The organism is Wolbachia endosymbiont of Wiebesia pumilae (assembly GCF_017869285.1).
Classification (GTDB): domain Bacteria; phylum Pseudomonadota; class Alphaproteobacteria; order Rickettsiales; family Anaplasmataceae; genus Wolbachia; species Wolbachia pipientis.
Genome location: NZ_CP054557.1, coordinates 150385 through 174470, shown reverse-complemented (window position 1 = coordinate 174470; position 24086 = coordinate 150385). Strand labels below are relative to the sequence as shown.

At 34.6% G+C, this 24086-nt stretch carries 17 protein-coding genes; 8 read left to right on the top strand and 9 right to left on the bottom strand.

Annotated features, from left to right (window positions below; all coding sequences use genetic code 11):
- Positions 1-42: 42 nt before the first annotated feature.
- The 4 genes from HUB92_RS00840 to HUB92_RS00825 all read left to right on the top strand — a co-directional run bounded on the left by HUB92_RS00840 (position 43) and on the right by HUB92_RS00825 (position 6551).
- Positions 43-1236, top strand: a complete 1194-nt coding sequence (locus tag HUB92_RS00840; protein ID WP_070356816.1) for an ankyrin repeat domain-containing protein — start codon at positions 43-45, stop codon at positions 1234-1236.
- Positions 1229-3034, top strand: a complete 1806-nt coding sequence (locus tag HUB92_RS00835; protein ID WP_209472927.1) for a pentapeptide repeat-containing protein — start codon at positions 1229-1231, stop codon at positions 3032-3034. Before HUB92_RS00840 ends, HUB92_RS00835 begins: the two co-directional genes overlap by 8 nt.
- Positions 3018-3626 carry a guanylate kinase gene (gmk, locus tag HUB92_RS00830; RefSeq protein ID WP_209473330.1) on the top strand — a complete coding sequence of 203 codons (609 nt, stop codon included), beginning with the start codon at positions 3018-3020 and terminating at the stop codon, positions 3624-3626. Before HUB92_RS00835 ends, gmk begins: the two co-directional genes overlap by 17 nt.
- A 282-nt stretch (positions 3627-3908) precedes the next feature.
- Positions 3909-6551 (top strand): ankyrin repeat domain-containing protein, encoded by a 2643-nt coding sequence (locus tag HUB92_RS00825; RefSeq protein WP_209472925.1) that lies wholly within the window; start codon positions 3909-3911, stop codon positions 6549-6551.
- On the opposite strand, the gene sdhA is transcribed toward HUB92_RS00825, so the two are convergent.
- Together sdhA and gltX are read right to left on the bottom strand one after the other, a co-directional pair.
- On the bottom strand, positions 6552-8351 hold the full coding sequence (gene sdhA / locus HUB92_RS00820) for a succinate dehydrogenase flavoprotein subunit (RefSeq protein ID WP_209472923.1): 1800 nt from the start codon (positions 8349-8351) through the stop codon (positions 6552-6554).
- Between the two features lie 763 nt (positions 8352-9114).
- A complete protein-coding gene (gene gltX / locus HUB92_RS00815; RefSeq protein ID WP_209472921.1) occupies positions 9115-10536 on the bottom strand; it encodes a glutamate--tRNA ligase in 1422 nt (473 codons plus the stop codon).
- A gap of 149 nt (positions 10537-10685) precedes the next feature.
- Here gltX and HUB92_RS00810 point away from each other — a divergent pair, with 149 nt between their 5' ends.
- Positions 10686-11441, top strand: coding sequence for an ankyrin repeat domain-containing protein (locus HUB92_RS00810; RefSeq protein WP_209472919.1), 756 nt, complete (start codon positions 10686-10688; stop codon positions 11439-11441).
- A 72-nt stretch (positions 11442-11513) separates the two neighbouring features.
- A complete protein-coding gene (locus tag HUB92_RS00805; RefSeq protein WP_209472917.1) occupies positions 11514-13589 on the top strand; it encodes an acetyl-CoA carboxylase biotin carboxylase subunit in 2076 nt (691 codons plus the stop codon).
- Here HUB92_RS00805 and HUB92_RS00800 read toward each other — a convergent pair.
- The 6 genes from HUB92_RS00800 to HUB92_RS00775 form a co-directional block, all read right to left on the bottom strand.
- Positions 13538-14812, bottom strand: a complete 1275-nt coding sequence (locus HUB92_RS00800; protein ID WP_244663076.1) for a COX15/CtaA family protein — start codon at positions 14810-14812, stop codon at positions 13538-13540. The two genes, HUB92_RS00805 and HUB92_RS00800, sit on opposite strands and share 52 nt — an antisense overlap.
- Positions 14770-15882 (bottom strand): glycosyltransferase family 2 protein, encoded by a 1113-nt coding sequence (locus HUB92_RS00795; protein WP_244663075.1) that lies wholly within the window; start codon positions 15880-15882, stop codon positions 14770-14772. The genes HUB92_RS00800 and HUB92_RS00795 overlap by 43 nt, the downstream gene beginning before the upstream one ends.
- A gap of 500 nt (positions 15883-16382) precedes the next feature.
- Positions 16383-16859: a F0F1 ATP synthase subunit B gene (locus tag HUB92_RS00790; RefSeq protein ID WP_065094793.1), complete on the bottom strand. Its 477-nt coding sequence runs from the start codon at positions 16857-16859 to the stop codon at positions 16383-16385.
- Positions 16860-16867: 8 nt separating this feature from the next.
- The gene (locus tag HUB92_RS00785) at positions 16868-17347 is read right to left on the bottom strand and encodes a F0F1 ATP synthase subunit B family protein (RefSeq protein ID WP_010962584.1); all 480 of its coding nucleotides are present in this window, start codon (positions 17345-17347) and stop codon (positions 16868-16870) included.
- 3 nt (positions 17348-17350) lie between these two features.
- A complete protein-coding gene (locus HUB92_RS00780) occupies positions 17351-17578 on the bottom strand; it encodes a F0F1 ATP synthase subunit C (RefSeq protein ID WP_006014985.1) in 228 nt (75 codons plus the stop codon).
- Between the two features lie 59 nt (positions 17579-17637).
- Positions 17638-18363, bottom strand: coding sequence for a F0F1 ATP synthase subunit A (locus tag HUB92_RS00775; protein WP_155968396.1), 726 nt, complete (start codon positions 18361-18363; stop codon positions 17638-17640).
- A 229-nt stretch (positions 18364-18592) separates the two neighbouring features.
- Between HUB92_RS00775 and HUB92_RS00770 the strand changes: the two genes are divergently transcribed.
- Entirely contained in the window at positions 18593-18856 is a 264-nt protein-coding gene (locus tag HUB92_RS00770) for a hypothetical protein (RefSeq protein ID WP_209472913.1), read from the top strand.
- A gap of 112 nt (positions 18857-18968) precedes the next feature.
- Entirely contained in the window at positions 18969-21308 is a 2340-nt protein-coding gene (gene pheT / locus HUB92_RS00765; protein WP_209472911.1) for a phenylalanine--tRNA ligase subunit beta, read from the top strand.
- On the opposite strand, the gene HUB92_RS00760 is transcribed toward pheT, so the two are convergent.
- Positions 21299-24046, bottom strand: coding sequence for a hypothetical protein (locus HUB92_RS00760; RefSeq protein WP_209472909.1), 2748 nt, complete (start codon positions 24044-24046; stop codon positions 21299-21301). The two genes, pheT and HUB92_RS00760, sit on opposite strands and share 10 nt — an antisense overlap.
- Between the last annotated feature and the right edge of the window lie 40 nt (positions 24047-24086).

The following is a 24086-nucleotide window of genomic DNA, read 5'->3' as shown; positions in this document are numbered from 1 at the left end:
GATTATAGTATCATTTTAATTAAGCTTATGCTTGGGGTATTTATGAAGAATATTTTATATTTTATATTATTAGCTGTCGTATTCGGATCACCCATCCTGTTTGCCGTAGAGCAGCTTGAAGAAAAGAAAATTGAATCAGTTCATAAAAACGAAAATGTAGGTGTAAGGAAGCAAGATAGCACAAATCAAAAAGATGAGTTAAAAAGCAACGTCGATGCTAAACAAACACAAGAGGCTGAGAGCAAAAGATTAGACGGCACTACCGATAAAGAGAAACTGCAACACAACGAGAACAAAGCTTTCGTGGTTGAAAAAACTATAAGTGAAGGTGAAAGGATTGATAAAGATTTGCCAAATGACCAGCTAGAAGGAAGCACAGACAAATTTGCTCAAAATTTACCAAATGTGGCCAATAAAGAAGTGAATAAAGATTTGAAACCAGAGCCTTTGCCTTTAAGTGCTGATTTAAATGAGAATACAGCTAACCCGCAAAAAAATCTACAAGCTGATCAGAAGATTGATATAAAAGATAATGAACTTTCAAAAAGTGATGCGAGTCAATTATTAGAGGGAAAAAAAGAAAAAGTAGAGAATCAGTCTGAAGAAAAAAAAGTGAAAGAAACAAACAGTAATTCCAAGGACCGCAATAGAGTAAAACCTATAACTAAAAAAGATGAAGAAGAGCAAAGTGAAAAGAAAAGTTTACAAAAATGGACAAAGCTAAACAGAGAACCAATAAAAGAATGGGGTCATAAAGACATACAAAGCAAGTCAATATATAAACGACAATATGATAGCCTTAATGAGCATCTTCCTACAACTGTGTTTATTGATGATTACAGTAAGCAATTTTTTTACTGCATTAAGAAGAACAACTTAACTTGCTTAAGAGGAGTAATAAGTAAGCTAGAAAAAATTGGATTAACAATTCAAGAGATACTAAGGTTTAGAAATAAATTGGGTGATACTCCTCTCATTTATTCAGTTAAACAAGGTGAGGTAGACATAGTGCGCTTTCTCTTATTACAAGGTGCTGATCTTAGAGTAGTTAACAATAATTTTCAATCCCCAATTGATATAGCAATCGAAAAAAAGCAGATCAATATAATAAATGCGATTGCCGAAATGATGCCACATCTTTTGGAGGATAGAAAAATAGACAATAAAGAAAGCTCAGCAATGTACGATTGGGCTGTGAAAACGAAAGAAATACAGTGCGATAAGCAAGATGATTAGATTTTTGATATTAATTTTAGTTGGTCATTTATGTTATGGAAACGAAACAAATGATGAAAAAAATCAGATTAGTGATTTTTTAAACGCTTTGCGTGATGCAAAATACGTATCTTACAGTAAAAAAGACTTTGCTGAATTTTTGGTGCAGTGCCACAAAGAGGGCGTGCCAGAAGATTTTAAGAAAGGTTTTGGTTCTAACTTAAATGGAGCTAATTTTAACCAACTGTACCTAAGTAAATCTGTTTTTGATGGAGTAAGTCTGATTGGTGCCGATTTTTCTAACACCGATTTATCCGATGTGTCTTTCATTGATGTTGATTTACGTGGTGCTAATTTTTCCAATGCTAATTTACATGGCATTAAAATAAAAGGTACAAATTTGAGTTTTACAAAATTTGTTTCTGCAAACTTAACAGATATCGTATTTGATCAGTCTAATGTTAGTTATGCTGATTTTATCAGTTCCGATCTCAAAAAAGTAAGTATGCACAACGTAATTGGTTTGCATACTAATTTCTCGAATGTGAAAATGAATTTCTCCAACTTATCAAACTCGAATGTTAGCCACGTAAATTTTAGTGATAGTGAAATAAACGATACTGTTATGCAGAAAAACAACCTTGATAATGCAAGTTTCTTTGGAGTGGATGCATATAAATTAAAGATACAATTTTCTTCATTAAAAAATGCTAACATATATGGTGCAGAGTTAAAAGAATCAGACTTTACAGGTAGCAATCTTTCCGATGCTTGCCTTAATTCTTCTATCATAATTAACAGTAACTTCGACGAAACTGATTTAAGCAACACACAAATTTCCTATGTGAATGACGATAATTCAAGTTTTGTTCAATCTATACTAAATGGTTCCAAGATAAAACATGCATATGTTTCTGAAGCAAATCTTCATGATGCTGATTTATCCAATATTGATTTTAGTTTTAGTGAACTGCATCAAGTTAATGTCTCTAATGCTGACATTCGTCACGGAAAGTTTCATAATACTAAAGTTGCAAATTCTAACATGAATGGCTCATTTTTTGACCATTCACTATTCACCTATGTGAAGATAGAAGATTCAGACCTTTCTACAACTTCAATGTATAAGATAAAAATCCAAGACTCTCAAGTTTATAACAGTACACTTTCTCGCCATAATATTGATTCCAGTGAAATAGAAAATTCAACATTCTTTAATTTATTAGCTGATAATTCGAGCTGGTCCAATTTAAAAGTAACTAATTCAAATTTTATTGAAAGCGATTTCAGATCTTCTTTGCTTCACGCTAATGCCTTTAGGAAAACTAGCTTTTTTCTTAGCAATTTGAGTAATTCAACAATTAGTGATATGTCTTTTCTCTCTTCAAGCATATATAAAAGTTCAGTTGTTGATGCTCACTTAACAGGTTGCAAATTTGATAATTCAATTTTGATTGACAATAAAGGACAGAAAAAACTTGCAGGTTCAGAAAATGCTATAACTTCGATTAAAGATTTGCAAGAGAAAATATCACAGGGTGAAAAATTTAATGTAAATTATTCTTACTTTGAATTTAAGAATATGAATTTAGAAAATGCCGATTTTTCTAATTCAACATTGAGTAGAGCAAAGTTTGTAAACGTTAATTTGAATAAGGCAAATTTTGAAAAGACCGATTTGCGCTATACTGTCTTTGATAACTCTTCTCTTATTGGCACCAACTTATCAAATTCTAATTTAGAAGGTTCTAGCTTTTTAAACTCTGATCCAAAAAGCACCATGTTAAAAAATGCAAAGAAAAATGACCGTAAAAAGTGAGGGCGTATTATTGGTTCTATCCTCCCCTTCTGGAGCTGGAAAAACTACTATATCAGCAAAATTACTTGAGCAATCAACTAATTTAGTTAGGTCTGTTTCTATGACTACACGCAAGCCTCGCCCCGGCGAAAGAAATGGAAAAGACTATTTTTTCGTTACCGAAGAAAAATTTCACGAGTTATGCAAAGCTGGCCAAATGCTTGAATACGCCAAAGTTTTTGAGAATTTTTATGGTATACCAAGAAATTTTATAGAGCAAAACTTAAGCAATGGAATAAGCGTTTTACTCAGCATAGACTGGCAAGGAGCATTTCACTTATTCAAGCTCATGAGAAAAAAAGTTGTAAGTGTTTTTATACTTCCCCCTTCAATGGAAGAGCTTAGGTTGCGTTTGCAAAAGCGTAATAGTGATGATGCAAGCGAAATAGAGCGCAGATTAGCCGAAGCTCAAAAAGAGATAAGCAAACGTGATAAATATGATTATGTAATAATCAATGATGATATTGATAAAAGTGTAGAAGAGATAAGCTCCATACTAAATAAAGAAAGACTTAAAAAATCAGAAGAAAAACCAAGCCTGGAAGATTTATAAAAAATCAATTTGGATATTTGCAGCTGTAGTTTCTTATCCTATTTTAGCCAATAGCACATTTCACAGTTTAGCTATATTTATTATTTTTTAAGATTAAATGGTTAAAATAGTAGCAACTGTTCAAGTGAGGATTTGACTATGACAACAGATTTTCTAATAGAAACTAGTTTTCTGCCTTTCCACCTATACATATACAACGTTTAGCTCAATTTAAAAGTCAAACTTCTTGGTTGTTAGTTTAGTGCTGACAACTTAAATAGCTTTTAATATTGAGGTTTTAGTATGGGTATAGATATAACTGCACTAACTACTAATGCAGATAAATTAGGTGAATGCATAGATAAAAATAAAAAGCAAGAGCAGGATAGAAAAGACGAACAATTATATGGCATTATAGAGAGAAAGGTAAAAAAAGAAGAACACAAGCGTGAAAAACCAAGAGGTCAAGATGGAACCCTCAAGAAGTGTAAAAGGTTATTTGAGGAAGGTGCTAGCTCTGAAGTACTAACTAAATTAGAAGAATCACTTAGAGAACAAGAAAAATATTATAAGTATTATGTCCAATGCTTTCTTCCGGTATTGAATAGAAAAATATCGAAAGAACTAGACCCTATAAAAAAAGAGGAAATAGGACAAGCAATTTCAGAAATTACTTATAATAGCAGATATTGTTTTACCCACAACCGTAGGGACAGCGAAACAGAGAGTGGCTACGGCAGTGATGTTGAAGATGATCATGAAGTAGAAATAAGCAACGAAATAACAAATAACAATGCTCTACTACTAAAAGCGATCAAAAATGGAAATAACAGGAAATTTAGAAAATATCTAAAAGATTGTACGGATATTAGCAGCATAAAAGCTGAAGAAGGGAAAAATATTTTACACCTCATTGCGTCGTTGGAAAAGAAACAGAAATGCAAGTTTCTGGGTACCCTAATAAAAACGGTCACCAAGGAAGATTTAGCACAACTTGTTGATAGTGAAAATCAGGACGAAAAAACTCCTCTTCAGGTGGCACTAATTAACAAGATAACAAAAGAAAAACATGAGTCTCATACAATCCAAGATAACGATAACACACTTAAGTTTCTTACAAAATTGTTAGAGCATGGGGCCAGCTCTGATAATTTAGGATTATCTACAAAAAAATTACAAGACTTAAAAGAAGAGCAAAAGACATACTATCGTAATTTCTTAGAAAAATTAGCAGAGCAAGGAAAGAACTCTAAATTAAAGCCAGAAATAAAAATCAATACAGAAGCAAAAATTAAAGAAATTATACCACGTACCATAAATACTCCAGATAGTAATGATAATTATCAATTACATTTAGCAATTAAAAATAATGATAAAGAACTTTTTAAAGAACTATTGCAAAAAGGGGCAGATATTAGCCTTAAAGACACAGATGATAATAATGCTTTACACTTGATTGTTAAACCTGAAACAAAACAAAAACTTAAACTTCTCCATATATTGCTAGAAGCAAGCCAAAAAGAACAATTTATAAAAGCTGTAAATGATAAAAAAGAAGGGCAAACACCGCTCCACCAGGTACTCCAGTGCATACAAGAGAAGAGTGAGAACCGATCACTTAAGAAATTTGAGAAAACTAAGAGATATAAAACCCTAGAGCTATTACTACAAAACGGTGCAGATATTACTGTGCAAGATAAAGATGAAAAAAATGCTCTGCACTATATTGCTTCATTCAAAGGAGAACAAAAAGTTGCATGTTTGAAGTTGACTTTAGGTAAGGATGAATTTAGTAAGGCTATAAATGCTGTTAACGGGAAAGAGCAAACACCGCTCCATCAGGTACTCCAGCGCATACAAGAAAAGAGTAAAGAACCTTCATTGAAAAATAAAATAAAGAATGTAATAAAAAAAGAATTTAAGGATACTGGCAGGTATAAAACCTTAGAGTTATTTCTACAAAACGGTGCAGATATTACTGTGCAAGATAAAGATGAAAAAAATGCTCTGCACTATATTGCTTTATTCGAAGGAAAACAAAAAGTTACATGCTTGAAATTAATATTAGGTTTAGTAAAAGAAAGAAAAATATCTGAAGATCAATTAAGAGAGGCTGTGAATGCACCTAATGGAGAAGGGAACACACCCCTAGAATTGGCATTAAAGAAAAAAGCAGAAAAAAGAAGTATCGAACACCTATTGCAAGGAACAATTTTTGATACAGCAACTGCTTATGACAATACAACAAAATTTTGTACAATGCTGCTAGAAATAGGCGCTGATCCCTGTTCTCTGGAGCTGAAAGATCCAAAATTCCATACTAAAAAGTACTATTTAACTTTACGAGATCTAAAAGATTATTCAGGGACTCCACAGAAAGCACAGGAGAAAGCTAAAGAACTAAAAGAGAAGCTTGAAGAAAAATACCACTGTAAAACTGCTTCAAAAAAATGCAAGTCTGGCATTAAAGAAGCAGGTTCTGGTATAAAAAAAGGAGTATCTGCTGTAGCAGGATTCATAGATCCAGCAAAAAGGACCCGCGAACTGTTAGCAATCACGATAACGATTACTGTTATTGCAATGGTAACATTTGCTTTCTTTCAGGGTCAAATGGCAATTGGAGCAGCCATTCCTATCATAGCTACTGCTGGAGTTATATGTCTTACTTTAACTTTAGGATTTAGTGGTATTAAGAAATTTTTTGAAAAATCAACCAACAAAGCACAGGACATATTTAACGACAAAAACCGCTCTAATTCAACAACAGAGCAGAATCAAGCTTCGAAGAACCCTATTGACAATGATCAACAGAATTTAGGAAATGATTCTGAAGACCTAGCAGCAAAAAGACAACAAAATCAATCAGAGCATACAGAAAACCCAGCTACCAAAATGAGCGATGTATCAATAATGAACTCGTTGAAAAATTGTGTAGGGATAGTGTAACTAGTAAACCCTCTTCTCTGGCGCTATGAAATCAATCTCACCGCTCAGAGTTTTTTCAGCCACTTTTTTATAATCAATTTTTACGTCAATTTGCCCTTTCTTTTCTTCAAGCCACGCTATAGTGTGCTTCATCCAGTTTTTGTCATCACGTTCAGGAAAGTCTTCACGAGCATGGGCACCTCTGCTTTCCTCGCGATTAGCTGCGCATTCCATGGTAATAACCGCTTGTGGGATCATGTTAGCAAGCTCCAGTGCTTCAACTAAATCACTATTCCACATCATACTTCGATCCTCAAGTGAAATATCAGGCATCATTTTTGCTACCTTTTTTATAGCTTTTTTGCCTTCTTCTAAAACTTCAGCAACACGGAACACTGATGCGTACTTTTGCATAGTGTTCTGCATTTCACTGCGTATTTTTGCTACTTTTAGCCCACCGGAAGCAAATCGCATTTTATTGAATCTATCTACTATCCAGTCTGTGCAGTCTGAATGCAATTTTTTATGTGGTGTACCGGATTTTAGTTTCTCTCTTGCTCTGAGCGCTGCAGCTCTGCCAAAAACCACAAGATCAAGAAGCGAGTTAGAACCAAGTCGATTTGCACCATGCACAGAGACGCACGCAGCTTCTCCAATTGCAAATATTCCATCTACCACTTCTTCCTTACCTTGCTTCAGCGTGATCACTTCTCCATGATAATTGGTTGGAATGCCACCCATGTTATAGTGAACAGTCGGAATGACCGGTATTGGATCTTTAGTAACATCAACTCCTGCAAAGGTCTTTGCGGTTTCGCTAATGCCCGGCAATCTGAGTTTTATTACTTCCGGATCAAGATGCGCTATAGTTAAATACATGTGATCTTTTTTAGGTCCAACTCCCCTTCCCTCTCTAATTTCAATTGTTATTGCACGACTTACCACATCACGGGAAGCTAAATCTTTTGCTTTTGGTGCGTAACGTTCCATAAACTTCTCGCCCTGAGAGTTAACAAGGTATCCCCCTTCGCCACGGCATCCTTCTGTCATCAAGCACCCTGAGCCATATATTCCTGTCGGATGAAATTGCACAAATTCCATATCTTCAAGTGGTAATCCAGCTCTTACTACCATGCCATTACCATCACCTGTGCAGGTATGCGCACTTGTTGCAGAGAAATAAACACGTCCATATCCACCTGTTGCTAACACCACTCTATGCGCACGAAATCTATGTAATGTGCCGTCGCATAGCGACCAAGCAAGAACTCCGCAGCATGTTTCGCTATCCATAATTAAATCAATCACAAAGTATTCAACAAAAAATTCAGCGTTGAATTTAAGACACTGCTGATATAGAGTGTGAAGGATTGCGTGCCCAGTCTTATCTGCTGCCGCACAAGTGCGCTGCGCTGATTTTCCTTTACCAAAGTGAGTTGTCATTCCACCAAAGGAACGCTGGTATATTTTGCCATCTTCTGTACGAGAAAAAGGTACGCCAAAATTTTCAAGTTCAATAACAGCTTTAGCAGCGTTTTTACACATATATTCTATTGCATCTTGATCACCAAGCCAGTCTGAACCTTTTATTGTGTCATATGCATGCCAGCGCCAATCGTCTTCACCGATATTACCTAAAGCTGCACTAATTCCGCCTTGTGCTGCAACTGTATGACTTCGTGTAGGGAAAATTTTAGAAATGCAGGCAACTGAAAAATTAGTTGCAGCCATCCCAAGCGTTGCTCTGAGCCCTGCTCCACCTGCACCTACTACTACCACGTCATACTCATGTTCTATGATCTCATACGCTGACTTATCCATATTTACTTATTTTATCATTACAGGCTTATGATATCACAGAAGTAGAAAAAATCTATACAAGTTTTCTATAGTTAAGACGTCATGCCGCCGCGGCGCTAACAAGTAGCGGGATGACAGCAATCCTACGTCATACCGCCGCAGTATCTCAGCCACTAACACGTAGCGGGATGACGAGCTTATTGTCATGCCGCCGCGAACCGTCATACCGCCACGAACCGTCATACCGCGATTCATTCGCGGTATCTCTAGATCCCGCTAACAAGCAGCGGGATGACGATTGTCGTTTAGCTATAAATATTAAGAAATTTACCAAACGAAAAAAAAGGCAAAAGAAGCCCCGTGGTTATTATCCGCTTTAAAATATTGGCGTTTTTTATGTTTTAAACGCTTGACAAGCGAAATTCAGCTGCTTTTAATTGCAACTAACTTACGCTGCAAATGTTTAAGAAATTTACTAAGCAGAAAAAAAGACAAAGAATCCCCGAGTTAGCTAGTCTTTTACTATCTCTGTCGAGTATTGGCATTTTTTGATGTCTTGTAACGCTTTATAAGCGCGTTCAGCTTATTTAGATAAAAATCTAGATGTAGATGAAGTTTTGTAAAGACATACAGTATCTATATACTGCAAAAAATTGAACATAAGACGCCGATACATTAAGTAATCCTTACCTTTTAATCTGCAGATTGGCGAAAGCAAATACAATAGCTTCAGTTTCATGATAAGGGGGCTGGCGAAGGATGTCAAGTAATTTTCTTATTTCATTTAAATTGCTTGTAACCTTCTTATACACTCATCTTTACCAAGAATCACCATGATATCAATGATTCCAGGTGCATCCATTACTCCAGTTATAGGGGCGCGTAATGAGTGGTATACATCGCTTATTTTCATATCGTGCAATTTTGCACATTCCTTGATCTGAGAAGATAAAAAACCCTTATTCCAATTTTCATCACCGATCTTTGACAGAAATGACGCGAGTAACTTGATTATATCGAGGTTAGATTTGACAATTTGCTCAGCCTCTTCACTTAAATCAAGTGGCGGATCTTGAATATAAAATTTTGCTAAATCCAATAATTCGGTCAGGTAGTTTGCTCTTTTTTTTAGCTCTGTCAGTCCCTGCAGTAAATAGCCCTTTTTTTTGTCAGTTAGAGTATTTTCTCTAAGCATTAGAGTCAGAATATCTTCATTGCTCATATTACTAATATAGTGGTTATTCAAATGCTCCAGTTTTTTGAAATCGAGCCGTGCAGGTGAACGACCAATACTTTCTAAATTAAACCACTCTATTGCTTGCTCATCGCTAATAATCTCATCGTTGCCGTGACTCCAGCCAAGTCTCAGCAAGTAATTACGCATCGCTTTTGGCAATATTCCCATCTTTTCATAATCGCAAACGCTTGTGGCACCATGCCTTTTGGATAGCTTATTCCCATCTTCCCCATGGATAAGCGGCACATGTGCAAAGCGTGGAATGTCAAAATCAAGAGCCTGGTATATTAGCAGATGTTTAAAGGTATTAGTGAGATGGTCAGAACCACGTATTATATCAGTTATTCCAGCATCATGATCGTCAACTACCACGGCAAAAATATATGTTGGAGTGTTATCAGAGCGTAAGATCACTATATCATCAAGCTGGTCGCTATTTACTTTGATTTGGCCGTATATTTTGTCATCAATGACGATCTCTTGCGAATCTGGCACTTTAAAGCGGACAACTGACCTCACACCCGATGTCATTCCAGCGCGTGACCACATATTTTTCCAGTGTCGGCTACTTGGATGACAAGAAGGAGGTTTTGTAGTACATTTATGCTTGTATATCTTGCCCTCTTCTCTTGCTTTTGCCTTCTTTTTTGCAACTTCATCTTCAGGGCAGTAACAGTGATACGCCCTACCCTTTTCAACTAAAAGGTTTGCTACTTCTTTATGCCACTCTATTCTTTTTGACTGATATACTATTTCCCCATCATAGCTCATACCGAGCCATCTTAGCCCTTCTATAATTGCATCAATTGCTTCTTGTGTTGAACGTTTTCTGTCGGTGTCCTCAATTCTTAGCAAAAACCTGCCACCATGATGCTTTGCATAGAGCCAATTAAATAACGCAGTACGAGCTCCTCCAATGTGCAAAAATCCTGTTGGTGATGGAGCAAATCTCGTGACTATACCTGGCATATTTGTCTGTTACAGTAATGTAAATGATGATAGCTAAAATTTATGTTTGTAACAATTTAGAATTTATTTGTTCTGAGAGATAAAATTTACTTGTTTTTCATAAATTGTGTTGTATAATTTAGTATTGGTTGAATATAGCGAGGTGAGTTATGGATGGACCTGTAGATATAGCAAAATTGCTTTCAGATAATGAAGCTAATATCAATTGGCGTTACACCGGCCCTTTTGATAAAACAAAACAAAGAGTACAGGCAGGTAATCTCCTGCATTTAGCTGCAAGAATACAAAACAAAGGTAAATTTGTAGACATTTGTAAGAAGAACATTGCTTCTGTAACTGCGCATAATGAATATGGAGATAATCCATTTCATGAAGCAGCAAGAAGTGGAATTTTGCTGCCTGCAGTACAAGAGATTGTGAATGACTTAGAGAAGGAAGCTAATAACAAAATTACGAAAGCAGAAGAAGCTGGAGATCGGAAAGAAGTAAGCAGATTGAAAGAGGAACTCAAATGTAATAAAAAATATATTAAAGATGCGCTCTGCAGTAAAGGCTATGCTTTTAATAAGAAGAGGGAAACTCCTCTTTATTACTTAAATGCTGCACAACAGAAAGAAATTAAGCAAATCGCAGGCATAAAAGACAGCTTTATATGTAACCAGAAGTTTCACCTGTGCTTATATATAATAGGAGCGATAGCATGTATCGCTGCTTTATGTTTGTCTTTATACTTTTTATTTTTAGTTTCTCAATCTTTTGCACTAAGCTCGATGGTTGCAATAGCTTCTGGCGGAGTCACATACCTGTCAGTTAAAGCATGTAGCGAGATACATGCCTTGCATAACGAAAGCACTTTAGTGGAAAATGCTAATGTACAACTTGCAGGAGAAAGTTTAGGTGTTTGATGAAGCTAGAAATTACTTGCAGGCAATGATATAGAAATTTACTTTCTTAACTTCAGAAAGTATACTCATACGATGATAGAAAAGAAGTACAGTAAGATTTTAATAGCAAACAGAGGAGAGGTTGCCTGCAGGATTATCAGAACTGCCCATAAGATGGGTATATCTTGTGTGTGCATATACTCGGATGCAGATGTAAATTCTGTGCATGTAAGACAAGCAGATGAGTCAAGATATATCGGCCCTTCGCCATCTTGCCTCAGTTATTTAAACATTGAAAAAATATGTGAAGTAGCAGTTGAAACAGGTGCTGAGGCAGTTCATCCTGGCTATGGTTTTTTAGCAGAGAATCCAGATTTTCCACGTGCTCTTCAAAAACATAATATAGACTTCATCGGTCCCAGTGCAGAAACAATAGAAGTTACAGCCAACAAAATAACAGCAAAAGAAGCTGCAAGAAAAGCTGGAGTGAATGTAGTGCCAGGATATATGGGTAAGATCAGCGATGCTGACCACGCAGCTCAAGTTGCTAAAGAGGTCGGTTTTCCCGTTATGCTCAAAGCTGCATCAGGCGGTGGTGGCAAAGGAATGCGAATTGTAAACTCCAAAAAAGAAATTAAACTAGCATTTACATCAGCCACAAATGAAGCAGAGAAAAGTTTTAAGGATGGCAGTATCTTTATAGAGAAATATATAGAGTTGCCAAGACATATTGAAATACAAATCATAGCAGATAAATATGGCAATATAGTTTGTCTTGGAGAAAGAGAATGCTCGATACAAAGGAATAATCAGAAAATAATAGAAGAAACGCCAAGTCCATTCATTAGTGAAGAAGTAAGACAAAAAATGTATGTTCAATGTGTTTCTCTGGCAAAGCAAGTTGGCTATTTTTCAGCAGGCACTGTTGAGTTTGTTGTAGATAAAGACCAAAACTTCTATTTTCTTGAGGTAAATACGAGATTGCAAGTTGAGCATCCAGTAACAGAATTTATAACTGGAATAGACATAGTAGAAGAAATGATTAGAACTTCCTGTGGAGAGAAATTGAGATTCAATCAGGATGATATTAAACTTACTGGTTCTGCAATAGAAAGTAGAATTTGCGCTGAAGACCCATCGAAGAAATTTTTCCCTTCCAGCGGAAGAATAAAATATTACGATAAACCGGGTGAAAATGATTATGTAAGAATAGATGATGGAGTTGCTGCAGGTTCAGAAATTAGCATGTTCTATGATTCGATGATTGCCAAAGTGATAACATATGGAAAAGATAGAGTAGAAGCGATCAGCAGAATGCAAAAAGCATTGTCTGAATGCTATATAGAAGGAGTAACAAATAATATAGAATTTCTAGAATCCATCTTCCATCACCCAAATTTTATCGCAGCAAAGCTCCATACGAGATTCATTCCAGATCATTACCCTAGTGGGTTTCACGGCGATTTTGTTACAGAGGAGTATATTAAAATATTTATTTTCACTGCGTTATATGTTCATTTGGAAAATGAAGAAAGGTACCATCATAAAGCAGTGAATGAAACATCTCAGGTGTCATTCCAGTGCGTGACACTGGAATCTAGTAAAAAAGAAGGGGCACCAGTATCAGCTACTCGGATGGCAGGTGACCGTGCAAGAGATTTATTCATAGTGAATATAAATGACAATGAGTACTCCGTAAATGCAAAATACCAAGATAATATATTAATAACGGTATATAATCACAATAAATACTCCGTTATAGGCAAGTGGAAATCAAGTTATAGATTGCTATATATCACAATTAATGACGATACCAATATAGCACTTAAAATAGAAAGACAAGGCAGCAAGTACTTCATAAGGCATGCAGGCATGAAAGCTGAGTGTTGTATATTTAAGCCTCATGTAGCTGAATTAAGTAGGTTAATGCTAAATAATGAAACAGAAGGGATTTCAGCAGATGCTGTAAAATCCCCAATATCTGGTTTATTAGTTAAATTGCACGTAAATGTAGGAGATCAGGTGGAAATAGGACAACCTTTATTTGTGGTGGAGGGAATGAAAATGGAAAATATCATATGTGCTGAAGCAGCAATGGTGATAAAAAATATTCCCGTTCAAGAAGGAAAAAATGTGCAGATTGGTGATGTAGTCTGCTTTCTTAAATAACATAAGAAGTACAAACTTGACCCAAACAAGATAAATGAAAACACTTGATGAGCTATGGCAATGGCTATTGGTATGTGCAATAATAGAGTAATTACACCTAAAATGATCTGAATGACGACGGAGAGCAGCATAATATATACCGGTTTTATGCTAGCATTTTTTACTGTGAGTATTACTACCAAAGTTAGTATTAGCAATGCCAGTGCTCGATGTATAAATTGCACTGTCGCTCTGTTCTCAAAGATATTCAGCCATATAGGCTGTAAGAAAAATAAATCTTCTGGAACGATTTGTCCGTCCATTAGTGGAAAGGTATTGTAAATCAAACCAGCATTTAATCCCGCAACAAATGCGCCGAAAATTATTTGTATTACAATTAGAATCAGAATAAGTATTGTGTAATATATACTACTGTTAGTAGATTGAAATCCTGTCATCCGAGTAGCTGACACACAACTGTACGAACGCTTACTTTTGAAAATAAATTGCACAGCAAATGGTGTCATGAAAGTAGCTGACACTGGAATCCAGCTTTTACTATGCAGCCACTTATTTAAAGTTAAGTTTTCTGGATCCCAGTGTCTGGGCACTGGGATGACATCTTTCTTGGTGAAAATTACTCTTATACTGCAATGTTCGTATAGTTGTGTACGTAACACTGGGATCCATATTTGGTAATCAAAAAATTGATATGACAATAATGCAAAGATAATTAATGCTAATAATAAGTGAAGTGCAAGCCTATAGTGGCTAACATGAGGTTCAGTTACTAAACCACTTTTAACCATATACCAACCAGCAAAAGCTTGTAAAGCTCCAAATAATAATGCCACACATAGCTTTATTACTACCTTTTTAGATATTTTTCTTCTTAATATGAAATATATAAATGGCAGGACAAAAACTAAACCTGTTAGTCTTGCAACCAATCTGTGTACATATTCTATTAAGTATATAGCGCGAAACTCCTCCATACTAATACCATAGTTAAGTGCTTTATATTCAGGTGTAGCTTCGTATTTTAATTTTTCTTGTAGCCAGTCTTGTTCACTCAGTGGTGGTAATGTTCCAGTAATTGGTTTCCACTCCGTGATTGACAATCCTGCTTTTGAAAGTCTGGTAAATCCACCAATCCCTACCATGAGAATTACCATGACCGAGCAGAGAAAAAGCCAAATAGCTACAGGTTTTGCTTCCATAAACCATGCTGAGTTTTGTTCCATCGCTCAGGGTAAAGAATAAATTCCCATAAGGCAAGAAAAGCTGCAACACTATGTAGCAGACTATAGACCGGAAAAAATATCGATACTATATAAAAATAAAAAGGCATCTTTTGCTGTTTGACAGCTATTACCAAAAGAATCAGGTTAGTAACGTATACCACTACAAAGTAGTACAAAAATAATTCATTTAAAACTTTAGTTAATATCAATGAAAGCAGTAAAAATGGAGTAGTAAAAAATATAAAAGCTGCAGAGCCAACAAAAAGATTCAATAGCAAAATTCCCTTAAATCCAGTGTGTTTATAAAGTGACTTTATATTTTTTAAATGAACAATATAAGTTTGCATATAGCCTTTGATCCAGCGCGCTCTTTGCTTAATCCAAGCAAATACAGCAATTGGTGACTCTTCCAATGTTTCTGAGTCAATCATCCTGGTTTTATATCCCATTTGTGCAAGTCTCAAACCAAGGTCAGCATCTTCGGTAACACTATAAGCATCCCAGAAAAACACTTTTTTTAGAATTTTTACTGAAAAATGATTACTGCTACCACCCAAAGGCATCGGCATGTTCATTTTTTGGAATCCAGGCAATAAGTATTGAAACCAGTTCATATACTCCAGAGAAAAGAATTTTGTGAGAAAATTATAATCACAATTGTAGTAATTTAATTTCGCCTGTACACAGGCAAGCTTATCGTCGTCCTTATTAAATTCAATCAGTGCTTTTTTTAACTGCAATGGGTCTGGTTTATCGTCCGCATCATATATTACTGCATACTTTCCTCTAGCAAAGCTCATAGCATAATTGCATGACTTGGCTTTTGTTCTAGGCAAAGAATGAGGCACTTTTATTACTTCAAAATACTGCGGTAAAGTGTACTTTTCTATAGCTGCTAGCGTTTCTTGGTCATCACTTTCTACCTGAAGCTTCACATCTAATTTTGATTTTGGATAATCCAAACTTTCAATGCTTTCAACCAATTGCTCTATCACTGCACTTTCTTTAAAAGCAGGCAATAAAATAGTATATATAGGAAAATCTTCTTCACTCAGCTTACTATAATCCACTTTTTAGTTGGAGGTTTCACATAAGTTAAAAATTGTAGCTATAAACTTGAATAAATAGCTAGAACATCCGATTATAAATATCAACATCAAAGCAAAATATGTATATTTCTCTGTTAGTGTTAAAATTGAAGTTACAATAAAGAAAGAAGCAAAAAATATTGAGCTTAGTTTAATGCTTTTGGCTGAAAAATTAGGATTCTTGTAATATAAGTAGTTGCTTGCAAATTCTGAAATACCAAAGTGCGAGTTAAGAAGATTTAAAATCTGTTCGCTATCCACTTTTATTAATACATAGTCAATACCGTAATGAGCTTCGACCCAACGGTTGATATCTCGGCTTGTGTCTTCAACCATAAAAAAAGTAGTATTATTTAATTTTTGCTAAGGAATTATATTAAATTTATAGTAAAAAAGTTTCTCTGGCTCTTTGCACAAACTAGAATCAAACTTAATTTTTTCTACATTATCAGCTTGAAGTATAGGCAATTGTTGCATTGAACCTAATGCAATTTTTTATTTAAGTCACGTGAAAATGAAGATATGACCTCGCTACTACGCTTATCATCTTTACGTTCATGCATTATTTTTTTTACAGCATCAGCAGCTATATTCGCTGTGTTAGCCTGTAAATCTCCAAGAGCTTTTTCAACTTGGTCAGTGACTTTCTTCAAGTTAGAATGGGCATTGTCATCTAATGTCTGATCTAGCTGCTGTCTATTGTGCTTAATGATACTATTAGCTTTATCAAGTGCTTCATTCATCATTTTATTAACTTCTGCATCTAATTCTTTGTATTTTTTAGAAGATTTTTTGTAATACTCCAACATATCTTTCCTGAATTTTTCAGTTTCTTCACTTGAAAATTTGCTTTTGTTACGCTTATTGTTAAGCGCATTTTTTATCACTTTCTTTAGCAATTTATACGAAAGGACAAAACTTACCAAGAAGGCAAGACCGATAATCAGTGATGTAGACATAAAAACCCCTAAAATTCTTTGGACACCAAGTCAGCAATAAATTCCTCTTCAATTTCAGAATTAGTCAATTTAGTATAATAAATTAAAGCAATACTAGTAGCCATTTGTTTTAACTGATCAGTATATTCAGATTTAAATTCTGCCACTTTTTTTTCAATAAGCTTGCTCTTTTTTTTATCTTCCTCTTCTAATATATTCTTAACATTAGCTCTCATTTCTTCTACCTGAGCAAGTGCATCATCTATGATTTTTTTTGCCTGTATTCTAGCTTGGGTTAAAGCTGCGTTATACTTGGTAATCTGATCTTCCGTAAGTCTTAAAAGATGAACAGAACTATTAAAAGAACCCAATACTTCTTTACTTCTAGTGCTTATTATTTCATCTAACTTTGGCAAAAATAAACAACTTACTACGAAAAAAAGTGAAGAGAAAAAAATTAAAAACCAAAAAACTTGAGAAAAGAAGGTTGAAACATCAAGCTGTGGCATCTGTTAAGCAGCAAATATTAATAACATTGCAAGTACAAACGCAAGCAATCCCATGATTTCAACCATGGCAGCACCAATATAAACATAACTTTTCATTTTACCTTCTGATTCAGGGTTTCTCGCAATCCCATTTAACATAGCAGAGAAGATATTAGCTATACCTAAACCAGCGCCGAGCATTCCAAACACAGCTAAACCAATTGCTATAAATTTTAAAGCTACTAAATCCATATATTACCTTTAATTATTTCTTTATAATATAATTGTAAAATATTCTACAAGGAAGTCAATTACTTTACTGCATCTGACAAATATACACATGTTAATATAGTAAATATATAAGCTTGTAAAATTGCAACAAATACTTCAAATCCTATCAATGCAATTATGAACAAAAACGGCGCAGGAGTGAAAAATATGTTCATATTTACAATAAACCCTGCTATCACCTTGATGATTGTATGACCAGCAATCATATTTGCTGCAAGCCTTATTGATAGGCTAACCGGCCTTACTAAATAAGCAAACAACTTAATAATAATTATTATAGGTGCAAGCCACGAAGGAGTTCCTTTTGGTAGCAATATGCGTAAAAATTCTACTCCCCTTTCTTTAAATCCAACAATCGTTATATAAATAAAAACCACCATCGATAAAGCGAAGGTGACTATCACATGACTTGTGACCGTGAAACTATAAGGAAGAACACCAACTAAATTACACGATAAAATGAAAATAAACACTGTAAATATCAATGGAATGTGCTGCAAGCCTTTGCTTCCAGTGTTATTTTCTATTATTGAAATAACAAAATCATATACATACTCAACTGCAGCTTGCAAATATCCTGGTATTACTGCCCCCTTCTTTATTCCAAAAAGCAAAAAGAGTATCACCAATATCACCGAAATCATCGTGAAAAGAGATGAATTGGTAAAGCTTACGTCATACCCAAATAACCTAGGTAACTCTATTACCGTATATACTTTAAACTGTTCCAGCGGATTTAATGCCATTTTAATCTGAATTATAAACAGTAAATAAAGTATGAATTTTATAGGACAAAGTCAAGAATTAAGATAAGGCTCTGTATTATTATAACATTAACATATTAACAAAATATGTAATTAGAATGTTAATTACAGTCAGCTCTGTATTTTAAAATTTACTAATCTTGTTAAATTATTCAATATCTTGACTTAATATCTTATTTTGATTATAATTTAATTTTTAGTGAGGTATATAATGAACGAAATAGATTTTATTAACACTAATCATCCTTTAAATTTGGAGCAGGGATTTGGTAACGGATACATCGAATCAGTAGATTGTTTCCTTGACGAAGATACTCGCGATTATTACATAGGACTCAACAATGCAATAATACACTTCTTTTTTGATGGTAACATTGATGAGGATGCCTGGGATTATGAAAGTCTTAAATTCTTTCTGGAGATAGATTTAAAAGGTGATATAGAAAAAATTCTTTCTCTTCGCAAGAAGATATAAAGTTACAAAAGCTTCTACATCATAAACAATGATGTAGAAGTATTCCACTACAACAAGCTTTAAAAGCACTACATTTTATATTACAATAACTTTTTTGTTTCTTGTTAGATCGATGAAATTCACGTTATCTTGGTTACTGGAGTATTTAGAAACCAATGCTAGTTTAGAAGAAATTACCGATAAATTAACTCACATAGGGTTAGAAGTAGAAGATGTGATCGACAATACCAAATTAGCTGGTTTTATTGTTGCAGAAGTATTAGAGGTGATACAGCATCCAAATGCTGATAAATTAAAATTATGTAAAGTAGATGACGGAAGTAAAATTCTACAAATAGTTTGCGGAGCAAACAATGTTAGAGAAGGTATGAAAACTGTGCTTGCATCTCTTGGTAGCACATTGCCAGAAAGTGATTTCACAATCAAGCCTACAAAAATACGAGGAGTGCTAAGTGAAGGGATGCTCTGCTCTGCTTCTGAACTTGCGTTGGTTCAAGAGGAAAGTGAAGGAATAATCGAGCTTTCCGATGATTATAAAGTAGGGGATAAATTTTTCAATTGTGACCCTGTAATTGATATAAATGTTACTCCAAACCGTGGAGATTGCTTAGGCATTTATGGAATAGCTCGCGACCTTGCTGCAACTGGAATTGGAACATTAAAGACTTTAAGCATTCCACAACTTACCAGCTCCATAAATTCACCAATCGATGTTGAAGTTACTGACGGAGAAAGTTTTATTAGTGGAATATACATCGCCAATGTAAAAAATCAAGAAAGCCCAAAGTGGCTAAAAGATAAATTGGAATCGATAGGAATGCGCTCCATTTCTACAATAGTTGATATCACGAACTATATTATGATATCTTTCAGCCGCCCAATGCACGCGTATGATGCAAAAAAAATAGAAGGAGAGCTCACAGTACGCAAAGCAAACGACGGAGAAAAATTTGCTGGTTTAAACGGTAAAGAATACTTATTAAACAAAGACATGAGCGTTATTGCAGGTGATAAAAATATTCATGGAGTTGCTGGAATTATAGGTGGAAAGTGCAGTGGATGTACACTTGAAACTACTGATATCTTTTTAGAGTCTGCTTGGTTTGACCCTATATCTATCGCTAAATCTGCAAGGCAAATAAACATCTCCACAGACGCTAGTTACAGATTTGCACGTTCTGTTGATCCCGAATTTACTTTTGATGGACTCAACCTTGCAGCTAAAATGATTCTGGATTTATGTGGTGGAGAAGCCTCAAGCGTAGTGTCTGCTGGCAGCTTAGATAGGGCTGACACCAAGGTGAGCTTTGATTACCAAGATGTAAACAAGTTTGGAAGTGTATCTGTATTGCCTGATGAAGTGTTCGATATCTTGACGAAACTAGGGTTTAATATTGATAAAAAAACCGAAGGCAATTGGAATGTACAAGTACCAAGCTGGAGACCGGACGTGACAATACCGGTTGACCTAATTGAAGAAGTAACAAGGATATACGGCTATGACAAAATAAAAGAAGAACCACTACCAAATAATGTTGAAGAAGTAGATAGTACATACGACAATTTGCGTATTTTGATGACAAACAGAGGGTTTCATGAAGTGCTAACCTGGTCGTTTATGAGTGAATCAACAGCTGAAAAATTTGGTTACTCGAATAAGTTATTTATCATCGATAATCCGTTTAACAATAACTTTAATATAATGAGACCAAGTATTATGCCAAATTTATTGCAAGTTACTGCTGATAATATTGCCCATGGAATATCTGATCTTGCAATCTTCGAAATCGGGCCGATTTACGATGGTGAAGCTCAGTCTAAACATGTTTTAAGTGGAATAAGAACAGGAAATAATTTACCGCGAAACCATTATAATACTAATAGGAAAGTAGATGTTTTTGACGCAAAGGCTGATTGCATAGCAGCTTTGGAGTTTTTTAACGTCAATTGCGATAATTTAACGATAGAGAGAGCAGAAAAAGAACATTACCACCCAGGAAAGTCAGGCACTCTCTCTTTTAAGAATAAAGTAGCAGGTTATTTTGGAGAGTTGCATCCTAATATATTAGATCTTTTTGACATCAAGCAAAAAGTTGTAGGTTTTGAGGTGATATTAGAAAATATTGAAAATTTACCTGTAAGTAGAAAGAAATTTATCGATTATAAATACCAAAGTGTAAAACGTGATTTTGCATTTATTGTAAATAAGGATGTGAAAGTAGGTAACATAATCAATGTGGTAAAAAAAAGCTCAGAGCTCATCACAGAAGTTTTAGTATTTGACGTATACCATGGAAATAATATAGAATCGAATAAGATGTCTATAGCATTGTCAGTTACTTTCTGCTCTCCAACTCACACTTTAACTGAAAAAGAGATCCAAAAAGAATCAAGTGCTATAGTTAATTTAGTATGTGAAAATACCGGAGGAACTTTGAGAACTTATCGTTGAGTCACAATCATAGTTTCCTGCCGTTGCTGTGTCACACTTACTTCATCCAATTTATTTCCAATATTGAATTCAATATCCTTGAAAAATCTATCCCACATTCCATGCAAATGCTCTTCTATTTTAGGCCACACATCATTTTTAAATGTTACCCCATCATCAGAAAATAAATTACCTAAAAAGGCTCCAACACCTTCATAATTTGACTGAAAACATTGAAGAAATGTCTCTCCTTCTTTATAAGTATTATGTGCCACATTTAACGCTTTTCTCTCTGTAGTCTCTTTATAAGCATTTGATGCTCCAATCTTTATTGCACCAAACATAACTTTACTCCAGTTCTTAACTTTCTGTATACAACCTTCACTATTTCCTGGTATATTATTTATTATATCTTTTGTCAAATTATCTATCAAAGGAGACAATAAACCTTGATAAAAGTGCTTGATATTATTTTTTGTTTTTATCACAGGACTTTTTATGCATTTTTCTGCCAAATAGTATTCAAGTTCCGCTTCCTCTAACAACTTCTTAACTGCTTCTTCGTTAAAAGTTTCACGCTCGAACTCCTTCAGTAAATCATCCTCTATTATTGCAAACTTTATTTTTTCGCGAGATTCTAGTTCTTCTATATAATCATTTTTTGTTTCTTCATTTATCAACAATCCTTTTTCTTCTAATTCTAACTGTTTTAATGCTTTGAGAATTTCTTGGTTATTTTTCAAATGCTTCTCTATTAATTTTGTACTTGGATGCTGTTCTCCTTTCCTATTTCGCTCACCTTCTAAATATTTGTTTAAATCCTCATTTTCTTCTATTACTTTCCTTAACGATATAGGTTGCTCTAAGCATTCTGCAATTTCCGCTCGGTGCGCATTAATCCTCTGTACTAAATCCGGCTCCTTTTCCTCTAACAGCTTACATGAATCCTCTATACCCTTTGCTTGGCCTTTGAGTACATTTTGTATTTTGCATTTCGTTATTTCTAAATATATCTTTGCTACAAAAGCATTTACTTTATCTGAAGCTTCTTTTAAATTCTCACTCAAAGAACCTTTTATCTCCTTTTCTAAATCCCGAAACTGGTCTATTAAGCTGAGCATGCCTAATAGGCCTAACTCACCCTTGGCTTTTTTCATTACTGATTTTACTAGCCTTTGCTCAACTTCTTGATCATCATACTCGAACTTAAAAAGACCTTCTAACCTTCTTCTTAAAACATCACCTGCTAAATTATTCTTTTTTACATCTCCATATATTTCTTTCAATTTTTCATGTATCCTAATATATCTTTTTTGTCCTTCTTTTTTTAAAAGATTAATCTCTTCTTTAGCATTACCTAGAGCTGTCTCTGTTTCTCTACTATGTATATATTTATAAACATCAATAATTGTTCTCTTAGCTATCTTCCCTTCTTCTTTAAGCCGCTTCCATTCTGCTTTAAATATAGGAAGCTCACTATCATCTAAAACATCCGGTACTTTTGCTCCTGCTTTTTTCAGATCTCTTATTATCACTTCTTTCTCACCTGGTAATTCCTTACCTTGACTCTCTAATTCCTGTCTCACTAAAGAATTTTTTATCTCATCTTCCAGTGAAAAACCTTCTTTCCGTCTATCCAGCTGAAACCTAACTGCTTGTATAAAGGCAACTTGATAGGCGTTGTATATTAAGTGAGTTGTCAACTTAAAATCTATGCTACTTACCACTTTTAACCTGAATTCGTCCAACAATTCCTTCAATTTATCATATGTAATCTCTTTCTTTTCTAGCTTTATCAGTTCTTCCATAGTCTTCGCAAATTCTTGAATAGAAGTTGCAAGCACATTCTTGATCTCATTACGTAAAGGCTTAAGACCATTTTTTAAGTGGATATTAGCTGATAATTTCAGTATGGTATTATGTTCTGAATCACGTGCAACATTAAACCAACTACCATCTTTATCTTCGTATAAATCTCTAAGTAGTTGTTTAAATTGCGGTGGAAACTTAACTTCCATATTCCACTTAATGTCTGCTTCAATAGCCTCTATCTCATGAAAAGACACCTCAATATTTTGGTGTTCATTTTGACATAACCCATTACTTATTTTAATAGCAGCAATCAAAAAATGAGATAATTTTTTATTTAAAAGATAAAAAGTAGCCAAAGCGAGTGTTGCAGGAATAAGTAATGCTGCAAGCACAGCGATATTAACAAGAATCACTATTGCAGCAAGAACACCATATGCCAATCTTTTTGCTGTACTTTCACTTACTTCACTTTTTTTTGTTTTATTCTCCTCTGAACTGATTTGTGTCTTATCATTTGTTTTTAATTTATTATATACGGCTAATCCTAACGCAGTGAAAACTATATAAGGAAACATTAAAACTGATAGAGCTAAATTTAATACTTTCTTCTCCGGGCAAGCTCGATTTACCTCTTTAAATATTCTACTTGATATATTATACCAAGAAGTAAAAAAATCAGAGTTATAATCTTTATAATGAAATATACTGAGTGGAACGTTAAAATTAGCTAACGGCTCTTGTTCTTCCACAGCATCAAAAAATTCTTCTTCCTCTTCTGAAGTAGCAAGACCTAAATCATTCCCTTCTTCTACATTAGAAACAGCTTCCATAGCATCAAAAGACTCTTCCTCTTCCAAAGTAACATTGGAAATAGATTCTACTTTACCTAAATCATCACTATTGTTATTTAAGTCAACAACTTTCTTACAATCTACAACAGCATGCATACCATAACCTTACCTCAAGTAACCTAAGTATAGCATAAAC

Bases quoted from the DNA above. Each gene is read 5' to 3' on its own strand.
- HUB92_RS00840 (WP_070356816.1), top strand. From the start codon at position 43: ATGAAGAATATTTTATATTTTATATTATTAGCTGTCGTATTCGGATCA.
- HUB92_RS00835 (WP_209472927.1), top strand. From the start codon at position 1,229: ATGATTAGATTTTTGATATTAATTTTAGTTGGTCATTTATGTTATGGA.
- gmk (WP_209473330.1), top strand. From the start codon at position 3,018: ATGACCGTAAAAAGTGAGGGCGTATTATTGGTTCTATCCTCCCCTTCT.
- HUB92_RS00825 (WP_209472925.1), top strand. From the start codon at position 3,909: ATGGGTATAGATATAACTGCACTAACTACTAATGCAGATAAATTAGGT.
- sdhA (WP_209472923.1), bottom strand. From the start codon at position 8,351: ATGGATAAGTCAGCGTATGAGATCATAGAACATGAGTATGACGTGGTA.
- gltX (WP_209472921.1), bottom strand. From the start codon at position 10,536: ATGCCAGGTATAGTCACGAGATTTGCTCCATCACCAACAGGATTTTTG.
- HUB92_RS00810 (WP_209472919.1), top strand. From the start codon at position 10,686: ATGGATGGACCTGTAGATATAGCAAAATTGCTTTCAGATAATGAAGCT.
- HUB92_RS00805 (WP_209472917.1), top strand. From the start codon at position 11,514: ATGATAGAAAAGAAGTACAGTAAGATTTTAATAGCAAACAGAGGAGAG.
- HUB92_RS00800 (WP_244663076.1), bottom strand. From the start codon at position 14,812: ATGGAACAAAACTCAGCATGGTTTATGGAAGCAAAACCTGTAGCTATT.
- HUB92_RS00790 (WP_065094793.1), bottom strand. From the start codon at position 16,859: ATGTCTACATCACTGATTATCGGTCTTGCCTTCTTGGTAAGTTTTGTC.
- HUB92_RS00785 (WP_010962584.1), bottom strand. From the start codon at position 17,347: ATGCCACAGCTTGATGTTTCAACCTTCTTTTCTCAAGTTTTTTGGTTT.
- HUB92_RS00780 (WP_006014985.1), bottom strand. From the start codon at position 17,578: ATGGATTTAGTAGCTTTAAAATTTATAGCAATTGGTTTAGCTGTGTTT.
- HUB92_RS00775 (WP_155968396.1), bottom strand. From the start codon at position 18,363: ATGGCATTAAATCCGCTGGAACAGTTTAAAGTATATACGGTAATAGAG.
- HUB92_RS00770 (WP_209472913.1), top strand. From the start codon at position 18,593: ATGAACGAAATAGATTTTATTAACACTAATCATCCTTTAAATTTGGAG.
- pheT (WP_209472911.1), top strand. From the start codon at position 18,969: ATGAAATTCACGTTATCTTGGTTACTGGAGTATTTAGAAACCAATGCT.
- HUB92_RS00760 (WP_209472909.1), bottom strand. From the start codon at position 24,046: ATGCATGCTGTTGTAGATTGTAAGAAAGTTGTTGACTTAAATAACAAT.